This window comes from Streptomyces sp. CB01373 (assembly GCF_002803075.1).
In the GTDB taxonomy this organism is placed as follows: Bacteria; Actinomycetota; Actinomycetes; order Streptomycetales; family Streptomycetaceae; genus Streptomyces.
Genome location: NZ_NNBK01000001.1, coordinates 484,609 through 501,531 on the forward strand (window position 1 = coordinate 484,609; position 16,923 = coordinate 501,531).

General features: G+C 74.3%; 1 protein-coding gene. It reads left to right on the forward strand.

The features are described 5' to 3' along the window. The first annotated feature begins 13 nt into the window (after positions 1-13). A complete protein-coding gene (locus CG719_RS02095) occupies positions 14-16,897 on the forward strand; it encodes a type I polyketide synthase (RefSeq protein ID WP_100566697.1) in 16,884 nt (5,627 codons plus the stop codon). Positions 16,898-16,923 lie beyond the last annotated feature (26 nt).

Sequence of the window (16,923 nt, forward strand, 5' to 3'; positions counted from 1 at the left end):
TGATGGAGCAGAGATGAACGCCCCTGCTGAGAACGTAGTCGAGGCACTGCGCGCCGCGGTCAAGGAGACCGAGCGGCTGCGGCGCCGCAACCGGACGATCGTGGCCGCGGCCCGGGAGCCCATCGCCGTGGTCGGCATGGGCTGCCGCTTCCCCGGCGGCGTCGACTCCCCACAGGCCCTGTGGGAGATGGTCGCCGGCGGCACCGACGTGATCTCCGGGTTCCCGGACGACCGCGGCTGGGACCTGGAGGCGCTGCGCACCAGCGGCACCGACGACCGGGACACCTCGGTCAGCCAGCGCGGCGGGTTCCTGGACTCGATCGCCGGCTTCGACCCCGGCTTCTTCGGGATCTCGCCGCGCGAGGCCGTCACCATGGACCCGCAGCAGCGGCTGCTCCTGGAGACGTCCTGGGAGGCGATCGAGCGCGCCCGCATCGACGCCACCGGGCTGCGCGGCACCCGCACCGGCACCTTCATCGGCACCAACGGGCAGGACTACGCCTACCTGCTGGTGCGGTCGCTCGACGACGCCACCGGCGACGTCGGCACCGGCATCGCCGCCAGTGCCGTCTCCGGCCGGCTGTCGTACACCTTCGGCCTGGAGGGGCCGGCGATCACCGTCGACACCGCCTGCTCCTCCTCGCTGGTCGCGCTGCACCTCGCCGTGCAGTCGCTGCGCAACGGCGAGTGCACCCTGGCGCTGGCCGGCGGCGTCAACGTGATGTCGACGCCGGGCTCCCTGGTCGAGTTCAGCCGCCAGGGCGGCCTCGCCCGCGACGGCCGCTGCAAGGCGTTCGCCGACTCCGCCGACGGCACCGGCTGGTCGGAGGGCGCGGCCGTGCTCGTCCTGGAGCGCCTGTCCGACGCCCAGCGCAACGGCCACCCCGTGCTCGCCGTCGTCCGCGGCTCCGCCGTCAACCAGGACGGCGCCTCCAACGGCTTCACCGCCCCCAACGGCCCCTCCCAGCAGCGCGTCATCAGGCAGGCCCTGTCCAACGCGGGCCTGAACACCGGCGACGTGGACGCGGTCGAGGCGCACGGCACCGGCACCCCGCTCGGCGACCCCATCGAGGCCCAGAGCATCCTCGCCACCTACGGCCAGGACCGCGAACAGCCCCTGCTGCTCGGCTCGGTCAAGTCGAACATGGGCCACACCCAGGCCGCGTCCGGCGTCGCCGGGATCATGAAGATGGTCATGGCGATGCGCAACGGGGTGCTGCCGAAGACCCTGCACGTCGACCGGCCCTCCACCCACGTCGACTGGACGGCGGGCAAGGTGGAGCTGCTCACCGAGAACCGCTCCTGGCCCACCGCGCCCGACCGGCCCCGCCGCTCCGGCGTCTCCTCCTTCGGCGTCAGCGGCACCAACGCGCACGTCATCGTCGAGCAGGCGCCCGAGACCCCCGTGGCCCAGCCGGAAGAGGCACCTGCCGCCCCCCGCACCGCGGGCGTCCTGCCCTGGGTGCTCTCGGCGCGCTCCGCCGCCGCCCTGCGCGAGCAGGTCGCCGCCCTCGTCGCCCATCTGGACACCCCCGGTGCCCCAAGCGCGCTGGACACCGCGTACTCGCTGGCCACCACCCGCGCGGCCCTGGAGCACCGGCTCGCCGTCGTCACCGGCGCGGACGGCACCGCCGGCCGCGAGGCGCTCACCTCCTGGCTGGTGGGCGGCCCCGCCCCGGACGCCCACGAGGGCCAGGCCGTCGCCCGCACCCGTACCGCATTCCTGTTCTCCGGGCAGGGCGCCCAGCGCCTCGGCATGGGCCGTGAACTCCACGCCTGTTTCCCGGTGTTCGCCGAAGCCCTGGACCGCGTCCTCGACCTGCTCGACGAGGAACTCGGCGCGGGCCTCGGCGACATCATCTGGGGCGACGAGGAAGCCCCGCTGAACGAGACGGGGTTCACCCAGCCCGCTCTGTTCGCGATCGAGGTCGCCCTGTACCGGCTGGTGGAGTCCTGGGGCGTCACCCCCGACTTCGTCGCCGGCCACTCCATCGGCGAGATCGCGGCCGCGCATGTGGCGGGGGTGTTCTCGCTGGAGGACGCCTGCCGGCTGGTGGCCGCGCGTGCGGGTCTGATGCAGGCGTTGCCGCGTGGCGGTGCCATGGTCGCGGTGGAGGCGACCGAGGACGAGGTGCTGCCGCTGCTGACCGAGGGTGTCGCCGTCGCGGCGGTCAACGGTCCTACCTCCGTTGTGGTGTCCGGTGAGGAGGCGGCCACTCTCGCGGTCGCCGAGCAGTTGGCGGCGAAGGGGCGCCGTACCAGCCGCCTGCGGGTGAGCCACGCCTTCCACTCGCCGCTGATGGACCCGATGCTGGAGGACTTCCGCGCGGTCGCGGAGACGCTCTCCTACGACGAGCCGCGCATCCCGGTCGTCTCCAACCTCACCGGCGCCGTGGCCGCGGACGGGCAGCTGACCGACCCCGAGTACTGGGTGCGTCATGTCCGCGAGGCCGTGCGGTTCGCCGACGGCGTCCGCGCGCTCGCCGAGGCCGGCGCCGACGTCCTGCTCGAACTCGGCCCCGACGGCGTGCTCGCCGCCCTGGCCCAGCAGTCGGCCACCGCCGTCACCGTCCCGTTCCTGCGCAAGGACCGCCCCGAGGAGCACAGCGCGGTCACCGCGCTGGCCCGGCTGCACACGGCCGGCGTCACCGTCGACTGGGCGGCGTTCCACGACGGCACCGGCGCCCGCACCGCCGAACTGCCCACCTACGCCTTCCAGCACGAGCGCTACTGGCCCAAGGCGACCGCGACCGCCGTCGACGCCACCGGCCTCGGCCTCGCCTCCGCCGACCACCCGCTGCTCGGCGCCGCCATGTCGGTGGCCGGTTCCGACGAACTCCTGCTCACCGGCACCCTCTCGCTCGCCACCCACCCGTGGCTCGCCGACCACAGCGTCGGCGGCACGGTCTTCTTCCCCGGTACCGGATTCCTGGAGCTGGCCGTGCGCGCCGCCGACCAGGCCGGCTGCGACCGGGTCGAGGAACTGGCCGTCGACACGCCTCTCGCGCTGCCTCCCGCGGGCGCCGTGCAGATGCAGATCTCCGTCGGTTCCGCCGACGAGGACGGGTCGCGCGAGCTGCGGTTCTTCACCCGGCCCGGCGATGACTTCGACGCCGAGTGGACCCAGCACGCCACGGGCCGTATCGGCTCGGGTGAACACCTCATCGGCTTCGACACCACCGTATGGCCGCCGCGTGACGCGGAGGCCGTCGACATCGAGGGACTGTTCGACCGTTTCGCCTCGGACGGCCTGGACTACGGTCCGGTCTTCCGCGGAGTGCGTGCCGTGTGGCGCCATGACGACACGGTCTACGCCGAGGTCGCGCTGCCCGACTCGGTCGAGGACGCCGGTGCCTTCGGTCTGCACCCGGCGCTTCTGCACGCGGCCCTGCACGGCACCGTGTTCCTGTCCGACGACAGCAGCCTGCTCCCCTTCGCCTGGGAGGGCGTGTCCCTGCACGCGGACGGGGCGAGCACCCTGCGGGTGCGGATCGCCTCGTGCGGCGAGGACGCGGTGCAGATCGCGGCGGTCGACCCGGCGGGTCAGCCGGTCGTCTCCGTGGAGTCGCTGACGCTGCGTGCCGCGGACGCGGAGGCCGGTGCCCGGCCGCGTCGCGATGACGCCAACTCGCTCTTCCGCGTCGACTGGACCCCCCGTACGGTCGCCGCCCCGGCCGCTCCCGCCACCTGGGTTGTGCTGGGCGATGACCCGTTCGGTCTGACGGCTGTGTTCGCCGCGGACTCCGAGACGGTCGCGGGCGTGCACGCTCCGGCCGCCACGCTCGAGGAGTTGGCTTCCCGGAGCGGAGCCGTTCCCGACATGGTCGCGGTGACGGTCCGTGGCGACGCCGATCAAAGTCGCGAGACCGCACATGAGTTGGCCCGTGAGGTGCTTGCTCTGGTGCAGGAGTGGCTGGCCGAGCCCGCCTTCGCCGCCTCCCGGCTCGTCGTGGTCACCCGCAGCGCTGTCGCCGACGGCGAGCACGGCCCGCTCGATCTGGCCGCTGCCCCTGTGTGGGGTCTGGTGCGCTCCGCCCAGTCCGAGAACCCGGGCCGGCTGCTTCTGGCCGACGTCGACGACACGGCCGAGTCCATGGCCCGACTGCCGCTCCTCACAGGGCTGTTCGACGCGGAGGAGCCGCAGGCCGTCGTCCGCGAGGGCATCGTCCGCGTCGGCCGGCTCGCCCGGCTTGAGTCCGGTGGCTCTCCCGTCCGGCCCCTGGATCCCGAGGGCACCGTCCTGGTCACCGGTGGCACCGGTGGTCTGGCTTCCGAGCTGGCCCGTCACCTGGTCGCCGAGCACGGCGTCAAGCACCTGCTGCTGACCAGCCGCCGCGGACCGGACGCCCCCGGTGCCGCCGAACTCGTCCAGGTGCTGGCCGGCCTCGGTGCCGAGGCCACGGTCGCCGCCTGCGACGCCGCCGACCGTGACGCGCTCGCCGCGCTGCTCGCCTCCGTCCCGGCCGAGCACCCGCTGACTGCCGTGGTGCACACGGCGGGTGTCCTCGACGACGGCATCGTCGCCTCCCTCACCCCCGACCGCCTCGACACCGTGCTGCGGCCGAAGGTCGACGCGGCCTGGCATCTGCACGACCTCACCCGCGACCTCGACCTGGCCGCCTTCGTCGTGTACTCCTCGACGGCCGGTGTCATGGGCAGCCCCGGGCAGGCCAACTACGCGGCGGGCAACGCCTTCCTGGACGCCCTCGCCGCCCACCGCCATGCTCTCGGCCTGCCCGCCACCTCGCTCGCCTGGGGCGCCTGGGAGCAAGGCGTCGGCATGACCGGCCAGTTGAGCGGCCAGGACGCGCGCCGGATCAGTGACGCCGGTGGGATGCCGCTGCTGTCCGTCGAGCGGGGCCTGGCCCTGTACGACGCCGCCATGCTCGCCGACGAGCCGCTCGTGGTGCCGCTCGGTCTGGCCGGCGGTGGCCCGTTGCCCGCCGGTGCCGGCGTTCCCGCCCTGCTGCGCGGACTCGTCCGTACCGGTGGGCGCCGGGCCCGGGCGGCCACCGCCGCGGTCGCCCGCGCCGGACTGGCCGAGCGTCTCGCGGTTCTGCCCGAGGAGCAGCGCCGGCCGTTCGTCGTCGACCTGGTGCGTGCCGAGGCCGCCGCGGTCCTCGGGCACGGTTCCGCCGACGCCGTGGACGCCCGCCGGGAGTTCCGCGGTCTCGGTTTCGACTCGCTCACCGCGATCGAACTGCGCAACCGGCTCGGCAAGGCGACCGGTCTCACACTGCCCGCCACACTCGTCTTCGACTACCCGACGCCCGAGCAGCTCGCCGACCATCTCCTGGACGAGCTGCTCGGCGCCGATGCCGTCGAAATCTTCGCCGCCCCCCGGACCGCTGCCGAGGTGACCGACGATCCTGTCGTCATCGTCGGGATGGGCTGCCGCTTCCCGGGCGGTGTCGGATCGCCCGAGGAACTGTGGGACCTCCTGGCGTCCGGTGCCGACGCCATCACCGGCTTCCCCGCCGACCGTGAGTGGGAGTCGTCGGCGCTCCTCGGCGGTGAGGCCGGTGCCGTGGCCGCGCGGGGCGGATTCCTGCGCGACATCGCCGGCTTCGACGCCGGGTTCTTCGGCATCTCGCCGCGTGAGGCCCTGGCCATGGACCCGCAGCAGCGCATCCTCCTCGAGGTGGCCTGGGAGGCCGTGGAGCGCGCCGGTGTCGATCCGGCCACCCTGCGCGGCTCTCGCACGGGTGTCTTCATGGGCGTCAACGGCCAGGACTACTCCAGTCTGGTCATGAGCTCCCGCGACGACGTCGCGGGCCACGCCACCGCGGGCCTCGCGGTCAGTGTGGTCTCGGGACGTCTCTCCTACGCGCTCGGCCTCGAGGGTCCCGCCCTGTCGGTCGACACGGCCTGCTCCTCGTCGCTGGTGTCCCTGCACCTCGCCGCGCAGGCGCTGCGGGCCGGGGAGTGCAGCATGGCGCTGGTCGGTGGTGTCACCGTGATGACCACCCCCGCCAACTTCGCCGGGTTCTCCCGGATGGGCGGTCTCGCCCAGGACGGCCGCTGCAAGGCGTTCTCCGACTCCGCCGACGGCACGGGCTGGTCCGAGGGCGCGGCGGTGTTCGTGGTGGAGCGTCTCTCCGACGCCCGTCGAGCCGGGCACCGCGTGCTGGCCGTGGTGCGTGGTTCCGCCGTCAACCAGGACGGTGCCTCCAACGGCCTGACCGCCCCCAACGGCCCCTCCCAGCAGCGGGTGATCCGGCAGGCGCTGGCCAACGCGGGCCTGAACACGAGTGATGTCGACGCCGTCGAGGCGCATGGCACCGGCACCCCGCTCGGCGACCCGATCGAGGCGCAGGCCCTGCTTGCCACCTACGGCAGCGACCGCGACCCGCAGCAGCCGCTGCTGCTCGGCTCGGTGAAGTCGAACATCGGCCACACCCAGGCCGCGGCCGGTGCCGCCGGGCTCGTCAAGATGGTCATGGCGATGAGCAAGGGCATGCTCCCGCGCACCCTGCACGTCACCGAGCCGTCCACGCACGTCGACTGGTCCCTGGGCGCAGTGCGGCTGCTCATCGAGGAGACGGTGTGGCCGGAGACGGGACGGGCCCGCCGGGCCGGTGTGTCGTCGTTCGGCATCAGCGGCACCAACGCCCACGTCATTCTTGAGGGCGCTCCCGAGGAGCCGGTGCCCGCACCGGCTGCCGGCCGGCCGGTGCCCGGCGCGATCGCCTGGCCCGTCTCCGCGAAGTCCGAGGCCGCGCTCGACGCCCAGGTGGAGCGGCTGCGGGAGTCCGCCGACGCGCTGCCCGCGCTCGACACCGCGTACACCCTGGCCACCGGCCGCTCCGGCTTCGAGCACCGGGCCGTCCTGCTCGCGGCCGACGGCACCCTCACCGAGGCCGCCCGGGGTGTCGCCGAACCGCGCCGTACCGCGTTCCTGTTCTCCGGGCAGGGCGCCCAGCGCCTCGGCATGGGCCGTGAACTCCACGCCCGTTTCCCGGTGTTCGCCGAAGCCTTCGACTCCGTCGCCGCCCTCCTGGAGGCCGGGCAGGGTACGTCCGTCCGCGACGTGATGTGGGGCACCGACGAAACGGCCCTGAATGCCACCGCGTTCACCCAGCCCGCCCTGTTCGCGGTTGAGGTCGCCCTGTACCGGCTGGTGGAGTCCTGGGGCGTCACCCCGGACTTCGTGGCCGGTCACTCGGTCGGCGAGATCGCGGCCGCGCATGTGGCGGGGGTGTTCTCGCTGGAGGACGCCTGCCGGCTGGTGGCCGCGCGTGCGGGTCTGATGCAGGCGTTGCCGCGTGGCGGTGCCATGGTGGCGGTGGAGGCGACCGAGGACGAGGTGCTGCCGCTGCTGACCGAGGGTGTCGCCGTCGCGGCGGTCAACGGTCCGACGTCCGTTGTGGTGTCCGGTGAGGAGGCGGCCACTCTCGCGGTCGCCGAGCAGTTGGCGGCGAAGGGTCGCCGTACCAGCCGCCTGCGGGTGAGCCACGCCTTCCACTCGCCGCTGATGGACCCGATGCTGGAGGAGTTCAGGACCGTCGCGGAGACGCTCTCGTACGACGAGCCACGTATCCCCGTCGTGTCCAACCTGACCGGCGAGGTCGCCCCCGCGGGCACGCACACCGACGCCGACTACTGGGTGCGTCATGTCCGCGAGGCCGTCCGGTTCGCCGACGGTGTCCGCGTCCTCGCCGACCGGGGCGTCACCGCCTTCCTGGAGATCGGCCCCGACGGTGTGCTCTCCGCGCTCGCCGCCGCCTCCCTGACCGACTCCGAGGCGGTCGTCGTGCCGGCGCTGCGCAAGGACCGCGACGAGACCGTGTCCCTCCTCAGTGGCGTCGCCCGGCTGCATGTCGCCGGTGTCGACGTCGACTGGTCGGCCCCCCTGTCCGGCACCGGCGCCCGCATCGTCGAGCTGCCCACCTACGCCTTCCAGCACGAGCGTTACTGGCCCAAGGCGGCCCTTGCCGCCCTGGACGCCTCCGGCCTCGGTCTGGCCTCGGCCGACCACCCGCTCCTCGGCGCCGCCATGTCGGTGGCCGGTTCCGGTGAACTCCTGCTGACCGGCTCCCTGTCGGCCGCCACCCATCCGTGGCTCGCCGACCACGTCGTCGGCGGCATGATCTTCTTCCCTGGCACCGGCTTCCTGGAGCTGGCCGTGCGCGCCGCCGATCAGGCCGGCTGCGACCGGGTCGAGGAACTGATGATCGCCGCACCGCTCGTGCTGCCCCCCACGGGCGCCGTACAGGTGCAGATCTCCGTCGGCGCGGCGGACGAGGACGGCTCGCGCGAGCTGCGGTTCTTCACCCGGCCCGGCGAGGACTTCGACGCCGAGTGGACCCAGCACGCCACGGGCCGTATCGGCTCGGGCGAACACCTCATCGGCTTCGACACCACCGTATGGCCGCCGCAGGACGCGGAGGCCGTCGACATCGACGGCATGTTCGAGCGCTACGCCGCCGACGGCTTGGAGTACGGTCCGGTCTTCCGTGGACTGCGTGCCGTGTGGCGCCAGGACGACACGGTCTACGCCGAGGTCGCGCTGCCCGACTCGGTCGAGGACGCCGACGCGTTCGGTCTGCACCCGGCGCTCTTCGACGCCGCCCTGCACTCCACGGTCTTCCTGTCCGCCGAGGGCGACGACCGCAGCCTGCTGCCGTTCGCCTGGGAGGGCGTGTCCCTGCACGCGGGCGGGGCGAGCACCCTGCGGGTGCGGATCACCTCCTGTGGTGACGACGCCGTGCAGATCGCCGCGGTCGACCCGGCGGGTCAGCCGGTCGTCTCCGTGGAGTCGCTGACGCTGCGTGCCGCGGGCCCGGAGCCCGAGTCGCGCCGTGACGACGCCAACTCGCTGCTCCGCGTCGACTGGACCCCCCGTACGCTCGCCGCTCCGGCTGCTCCCGCCACCTGGGCCGTGCTGGGTGATGACCCGTTCGGTCTGGCCGCCGTGCTCGCCGCGGACTCCGAGGCGGTCGCGGGCGTCCACACCCCGGCCGCCACGCTCGAGGAGCTGGCCGCCCGGAGCGGGGCCGTTCCGGACATGGTCGCCGTCACGGTCCGCGGCGATGTCGACCAGCGCCCGGAAGCCGCGCACGAGTTGGCCCGCGAGGTGCTTGCTCTGGTGCAGGAGTGGCTGGCCGGACCCGCTTTCGCCTCCTCCCGGCTCGTCGTGGTCACCCGGAACGCCGTCGCCGACGGCGAGCGCGCGCCGCTCGATCTCGTGGCGGCGCCCGTCTGGGGTCTGGTGCGCTCCGCCCAGTCCGAGAACCCGGGCCGGCTGCTCCTGGCCGATGTCGACGAAACGGCCGAGTCCATGGCCCGACTGCCGCTGCTTGCAGGGCTGTTCGACGCGGAGGAGCCGCAGGCGCAGGTGCGCAAGGGCACCGTCCGCGTCGGCCGCCTCGCCCGCCTTGAGTCCGGTTCCTCTCTCGTTCCGCCGGCCGGGACGCCGTGGCGGCTGGGCAGCCGCGTCAAGGGCAGCCTCGACGGTCTCGCCCTGCTGCCGCATCCGGAGGCTCTGGAGCCGCCGGCCGGCCGGCAGGTGCGCATCGGGATCCGCGCCGCGGGCCTCAACTTCCGCGACGTGCTCAACGCTCTTGGCATGTACCCCGGTGAGGCGGGCCTGTTCGGCTCCGAAGCCGCAGGCGTCGTCACCGAGGTCGGCCCGGACGTGACGGGGCTCGCTCCCGGTGACCGGGTCATGGGCATGGTGTTCGGCGGGTTCGGTCCGTCGGGTGCCGCCGACGAGCGCCTGCTGACCCGGATCCCCGACGACTGGTCCTGGGAGACCGCGTCGTCCGTGCCGCTGGTGTTCCTCACCGCCTACTACGCGCTGAAGGATCTCGCCGGGCTGAAGGCGGGGGAGAAGGTCCTGATCCACGCCGGTGCCGGTGGTGTCGGCATGGCGGCGATCCAGATCGCCCGCCACTTCGGCGCGGAGGTCTTCGCGACGGCCAGTGAGGGCAAGTGGGACGTGCTGCGCTCCCTCGGGGTCGCCGACGACCACATCGCCTCCTCGCGCACCCTCGACTTCGAGGCGGCCTTCACGGAGGTCGCGGGGGACAAGGGCCTCGATGTCGTCCTGAACGCCCTGGCCGGTGAGTTCGTCGACGCGTCGATGCGGCTGCTCGGCACGGGCGGCCGGTTCCTGGAGATGGGCAAGACCGACATCCGGGACGCCGGCTCCGCCTCGGACGGCATCACCTACCGGTTCTTCGACCTGGGCATGGTCGACTCCGACCACATCCAGGAGATGCTGCTCGACCTCGTCGGCCTCTTCGAGCGGGACGTGCTGTCCCCGCTTCCGGTCCGAGCCTGGGACGTCCGCCGCTCCCGTGAGGCCTTCCGCTTCATGAGCATGGCCAAGCACATCGGCAAGATCGTGCTGACCATTCCCCGGCCCCTGGACCCCGAGGGCACCGTCCTGGTCACCGGTGGCACCGGTGGTCTGGCTTCCGAGCTGGCCCGCCACCTGGTCGCCGAGCACGGCGTCAAGCACCTGCTGCTGACCAGCCGCCGCGGACCGGACGCCCCCGGTGCCGCCGAACTCGTCCAGGCGCTGGCCGGCCTCGGTGCCGAGGCCACGGTCGCCGCCTGCGACGCCGCCGACCGTGACGCGCTCGCCGCGCTGCTCGCCTCCGTCCCGGCCGAGCACCCGCTCACCGCGGTCGTACACACGGCGGGTGTCCTCGACGACGGCATCCTCGCCTCCCTCACCCCCGACCGCCTCGACACCGTGCTGCGGCCGAAGGTCGACGCCGCCTGGCACCTGCACCACCTCACCCGCGACCTCGACCTGGCCGCCTTCGTCCTGTACTCCTCGACCTCCGGCGTCTTCGGCAGCCCCGGACAGGCCAACTACGCCGCGGGCAACACCTTCCTGGACGCCCTCGCCGCCCACCGCCAGGCCCTCGGCCTGCCCGCCACCTCGCTCGCCTGGAACGCCTGGGAGCAGGGCAGCGGCATGACGAGCGGACTGAGCGACGAGGACATGCGCCGCATCAACGACAACAGCGGCATGCCGCTGCTGTCCGTCGAGCGGGGCCTGGCCCTCTACGACGCCGCCACCCTCGCCGACGAACCGCTCGTCGTACCACTGGGCCTCGGCGGCAACGGCTCGCTGCCCCCCGGCATGAGCGTCCCCGCGATCCTGCGCGGACTGGTCCGCACCGGTGGGCGCCGGGCACGGGCCGGCACCGCCGCGGTCGCCCGCGCCGGACTGGCCGAGCGTCTCGCGGTCCTGCCCGAGGACCAGCGCCTGCCGTTCCTGGTCGACCTGGTGCGTGCCGAGGCCGCCGCGGTCCTCGGGCACGGTTCCGCCGACGCCGTCGACGCCCGCCGCGAGTTCCGCGGTCTCGGCTTCGACTCGCTCACCGCGATCGAACTGCGCAACCGGCTCGGCAAGGCCTCCGGCCTCACCCTGACCGCCACTCTGGTCTTCGACTACCCGACGCCCCAGCAGCTCGCCGACCATCTCCTCGACGAACTGCTCGGCGCCGACGCCGCGGAGGCCTTCACCACCCCGCAGAACGCTGCCGCCGCGTCCGACGACGACCCCGTGGTCATCGTCGGGATGGGCTGCCGCTTCCCGGGCGGTGTCGGATCTCCCGAGGAACTCTGGGACCTCGTGGCGTCCGGTGCCGACGCCATCACCGGCTTCCCCGCCGACCGTGAGTGGGAGTCCTCGACGCTCGGCGGCGAGCTGGGCGACCTGTCCGGACAGGGCGGATTCCTGAGCGACATCGCCGAGTTCGACGCCGACTTCTTCGGCATCGCGCCGCGCGAGGCCCTCGCCATGGACCCGCAGCAGCGCATCCTGCTCGAAGTCACCTGGGAGGCCGTGGAGCGCGCCGGGCTGGACCCGGCCGCGCTGCGCGGAAGCCGCACCGGTGTCTTCATGGGTGTCAGCGGCCAGGACTACTCCGGCCTGGTCATGAGGTCCCGCGACGACATCGCGAGCCACGCCACCACCGGTCTCGCCGTCAGCGTGGTCTCCGGCCGCCTCGCCTACACGCTCGGCCTGGAGGGCCCCGCCCTCTCGGTCGACACGGCCTGCTCCTCGTCGCTGGTCTCCCTGCACCTCGCCACCCAGGCGCTGCGGTCGGGGGAGTGCAGCATGGCGCTGGCCGGCGGTGTCACCGTGATGACCACCCCCGCCAACTTCGCCGGCTTCTCCAAGATGGGCGGTCTCGCCCAGGACGGCCGCTGCAAGGCGTTCTCCGACTCCGCCGACGGCACCGGCTGGTCCGAGGGCGCGGCGGTGCTCGTCCTCGAGCGCCTCTCCGACGCCCGCCGCGCCGGACACCGGGTGCTCGCCGTCGTGCGCGGCACCGCTGTCAACCAGGACGGTGCCTCCAACGGCCTGACCGCCCCCAACGGCCCCTCCCAGCAGCGGGTGATCCGCCAGGCGCTGGCCAACGCGGGCCTGCGGCCCGGCGACGTCGACGCCGTCGAGGCGCACGGCACCGGCACCCCGCTCGGCGACCCGATCGAGGCGCAGGCCCTGCTCGCCACCTACGGCTCGGACCGCGATCCGCAGCAGCCCCTGCTGCTCGGCTCGGTGAAGTCGAACATCGGCCACACCCAGTCCGCGGCCGGTGCCGCCGGGCTCGTCAAGATGGTCATGGCGATGCGCAATGGCGTGCTCCCGCGCACCCTGCATGTCACCGAGCCGTCCACGCACGTCGACTGGTCCCTGGGCGCGGTGCGGCTGCTCACCGAGGAAGCCGCCTGGCCGGAGACGGGACGGGCCCGCCGGGCCGGTGTGTCGTCGTTCGGCATCAGCGGCACCAACGCCCACGTCATCCTGGAAGGCGCCCCCGAGCCCGCCGCGGCCGAGCGTCCCGCAGAGGACGCCGTGACCCCCGCCGTCACCCCGTGGGTCGTCTCGGCCCGCTCCGGGCAGGCGCTCGACGCCCAGCTGGAACGGCTGCGCGCCCATGCCGCCGCACACCCCGAGGTGTCCGGCGCCGACATCGGCCTGTCTCTCGTGACGAGCCGGTCCTCCTTCGAGCACCGGGCCGTCCTGCTGGCGGGCCCCGACGGCGTCACCGAGGCCGCGCGCGCCGAGGCCGGCGCCCGTACACCGGCGTTCCTGTTCTCCGGGCAGGGCGCCCAGCGCCTCGGCATGGGACGCGAACTCCACGCCGGCTTCCCGGTGTTCGCCGAGGCTCTGGACACCGTCCTTGACCTGCTCCACGCCGAACTCGGCTTCTCCCTGAGGGAGATCATGTGGGGCGACGACCCGGAACAGCTCAACCGCACCCGCTGCACCCAGCCCGCGCTGTTCGCGGTCGAGGTCGCCCTGTTCCGCCTGGTGGAGTCCTGGGGCGTCACCCCGGACTTCGTGGCCGGTCACTCGGTCGGCGAGATCGCGGCCGCGCATGTCGCCGGGGTGTTCTCGCTGGAGGACGCCTGCCGGCTGGTCGCCGCACGCGCCCGCCTCATGGACGCGCTGCCCGAGGGCGGCGCCATGGCCGCCGTCGAGGCCACCGAGGACGAGGTACTGCCGCTGCTCGCCGACGGCGTCGCCGTCGCCGCCGTCAACGGCCCCGCCTCCGTCGTCGTCTCCGGCCCCGAGGACGGCGTCGGGCAGGTCGTCGCCCGCCTGGAGTCGGCCGGCCGCCGCGTCACCCGGCTGCGGGTGAGCCACGCCTTCCACTCGGCCCTGATGGAGCCGATGCTGGACGAGTTCCGCACCGTCGCCGAGAGCATCGCCTACGACGAGCCGCGGATCCCGGTCGTGTCCAACCTGACCGGCGAGGTCGCCCCCGCGGGCACGCACACCGACGCCGACTACTGGGTGCGTCACGTCCGCGAGGCCGTCCGGTTCGCCGACGGCGTCCGCGCCCTCGCCGACCGGGGCGTCACCGCCTTCCTGGAGATCGGCCCCGACGGCGTGCTGTCCGCGCTCGCCGCCACCTGTCTGCCCGACACCGGAACGGTCGTCGTGCCGGCGCTGCGCAAGGACCGCGACGAGACCGTGTCCGTCCTCACCGCCCTGGCCCGGCTGCACACCGCCGGCCTCGACGCCGACTGGACCGCCGTCCTTGCCGGCACCGGCGCCCGCACCGTCGAACTGCCCACCTACGCCTTCCAGGGCACCCGCTTCTGGCCCGACACCACCGCCGCCCCCGGCGACGCGGGCGGACTGGGCCTGGACGCCGGAGGGCACCCGTTGCTCACCGCCGCCACGGCGGTCGCGGGCTCGGACGAGACGCTGCTCAGCGGACGCCTGTCCGCCGCCGCACAGCCCTGGCTCACCGGCCGCGTGAGCGACGGCACCACCACCCTGCCCACCGCGGTCCTCGCCGAACTCGCGCTGCACGCCGCCGACGCCTGCGACCGCACCACCGTCGAGAACCTCACCGTCAGCGCGCCCCTGGTGCTCACCGAAAAGCGCCCCCAGCGCCTCCAGGTACTGGTGGCCGCCCCCGACGGGACCGGCCGGCGCACCCTCACCGTGCACACCCGCGCGGACGGCGACGGCGCCCCGTGGATCGAGCGGGCCACCGCGGCGCTCACCGACGCGCCCGCCGCCCCCGCCGCGGCGGACACCGTATGGCCGCCCGCCGACGCCACCCCGGTCGACGACCTGCCCGAACCCACCGGCGCGGCCGTGCTGCGCGCCGCCTGGCGGCGCGGCGAGGACCTCTTCGCCGAGGTCGAGATCACCGAACAGAGCCCGGCCGAGCAGGCGTTCGCCCTGCACCCGGCGCTCCTGGACACCGCGGTCCGCGCCGCCGCCGTCCTCAACGGAGACGGCGACGACACCCTCGACGCCGTCGCCTGGGACGGGCTCGTCCTGCACGCCGCGCACCCCGCCCTCCTGCGGGTACGGCTCACCGCCGCCGGCGACGACACCTGGGCGCTGGAGGCGACCGACCCGCAGGGCGGCCCCGTCCTCTCGGTGGCCTCGCTCACCCTGGGCGCCACCGCCGCCGCACACGGCACGGACGCCCCCACCGCGGACGACGCCGCACTGCTCACCCTCGACTGGGTCGCGCCCGCTCCGGCCCCGCACCCCGGCGGCAACGCCCTGTGGACGGTGCTCGGCGACGGACTGCCCGCACTGGACACCGCGCTCGCCGCGGCGGACGGCGTCCTCGCCACCCGCGCGCACTCGCTCACCGAACTGCTGGACAGCGGTGCACCCCTGCCGTCACTGATGCTCCTGCCGGTCGAGGGCGACCCCGCCGCCGGGGACGACCTGCCCGCCGCGGTCCGCGCCGCCACCGCGACGGTGCTCGACCTGCTGCGCGAGTGGACCTCCGAACCCCGCACCGCGGACTCCCGCCTCGTGATCGTCACCCGCGGCGCCGTCGCGGCCGGCCGGGAGGACGTGACCGACCTGGCGACGGCAGCCGTCTGGGGCCTGGTCCGCTCCGCCCAGTCCGAGAACCCGGGCAGCTGCCTGCTCCTGGACCTCGACCCGGCCACCGGCGCCGACGCGACCGCCGCCGACGTCCTGGCCTCGCTGCCCGCCCTGTTCGACGCGGGCGAGACCCAGGCCGCCGTCCGCGGCGGCGCGCTCACCGTCGCCCGCCTCACCCGCACCGAGTCCGCCACCACCCCGGCCGCCGACCAGGTCCGTGCCTGGGACCGCGACGGCACCGTACTGATCACCGGCGGCACCGGCGGCCTCGGAGCCGTCCTCGCCCGCCACCTGGTGACCGGCCACGGCATCAAGCACCTGCTGCTGGCCGGCCGCCGCGGACCCGACGCACCCGGCGCGACCGCCCTGAGCGAGGAACTCTCCGCGCTCGGCGCCGAGGTCACCGTACGGGCCTGCGACGTCTCCGACCGGGCCGCCCTCGACGCGCTGCTCGCCTCGCTGCCGACCGAGCACCCGCTGACCGCGGTCGTGCACACGGCCGGTGTCCTAGACGACGCCACGATCGGCTCGCTCACCGCCGACCGGTTCGACACCGTGCTCCGCCCCAAGGCGGACGCCGCCTGGCACCTGCACCGGGCGACCTCGGCCCTGCCGCTCGCCGGATTCGTCCTGTACTCCTCCGTGGCCGGCGTCACCGGCGGCCCCGGACAGGGCAACTACGCCGCCGCCAACACGTTCCTCGACGCGCTCGCCGCGCACCGAGCGGCCCGGGGCCTGCCCGCCCTGTCGCTCGCCTGGGGACCCTGGGGCCAGGGCGCCGGCATGACCGGCACGCTCACCGACGCCGACATCGAGCGCATGGAGCGCTCCGGGATGCCGCCGCTCACCGAACGCCAGGGCCTCGCCCTGTTCGACGCGGCGAACGGCCAGGACGAGGCACTCGCCGTGGCGATCCGGGTCGCCCGGTCCGCCGCGGCCCCCGACACCGGCGACGTCCCCGCGGTGCTGCGCTCCCTGGTCCGCACCCGGCGCCGCGCGGCGGCCACGGCCGGCGCCGACGGGCTCGCCCGCAGGCTGGCCGGCCTCGGCGCCGAGCAGCGGCACGAGACCCTCGTCGCCCTGGTCCGCCAGGAGACGGCCGGGGTGCTCGGCCACTCCGGTGCCGACGCGGTCCCTGCCGACCGGGACTTCAGCCGGCTGGGCTTCGACTCGCTGATGGCGGTCGAACTGCGCACCCGGCTCTCCGCGGCCACCGGTGTGCGGCTGCCGTCCACGCTCGTCTTCGACCACCCGACGCCCACCGCCGTCGCCCGGCACCTGGCCGGCTCCCTGGTGGGCGGGGAGCGGAGCGGCACGGCCGCGTCCCCGCTGGCGGCGCTCGACCGGCTGGAGGCGGAACTGTCCGCCGACGGCATGGACGAGGCCACCCGCCGCGGCGTCGCGGGCCGGTTGCAGCGGCTGCTGGCCGCCTGGGACGGCTCGGGCCCGGGCCCGGACGGGGACGGACCGGCCGTCGGTGAGCGGATCGAGGCGGCGAGCGCCGAGGAGATCTTCGCCTTCATCGACAACGAACTCGGCCGGTCGTCGAACTCCTGACCCGGGCCCACCGCAACTACGCGAGA

Excerpts from the sequence above, each read along its gene's own strand:
- CG719_RS02095 (WP_100566697.1), top strand. The coding sequence starts at position 14 with ATGAACGCCCCTGCTGAGAACGTAGTCGAGGCACTGCGCGCCGCGGTC.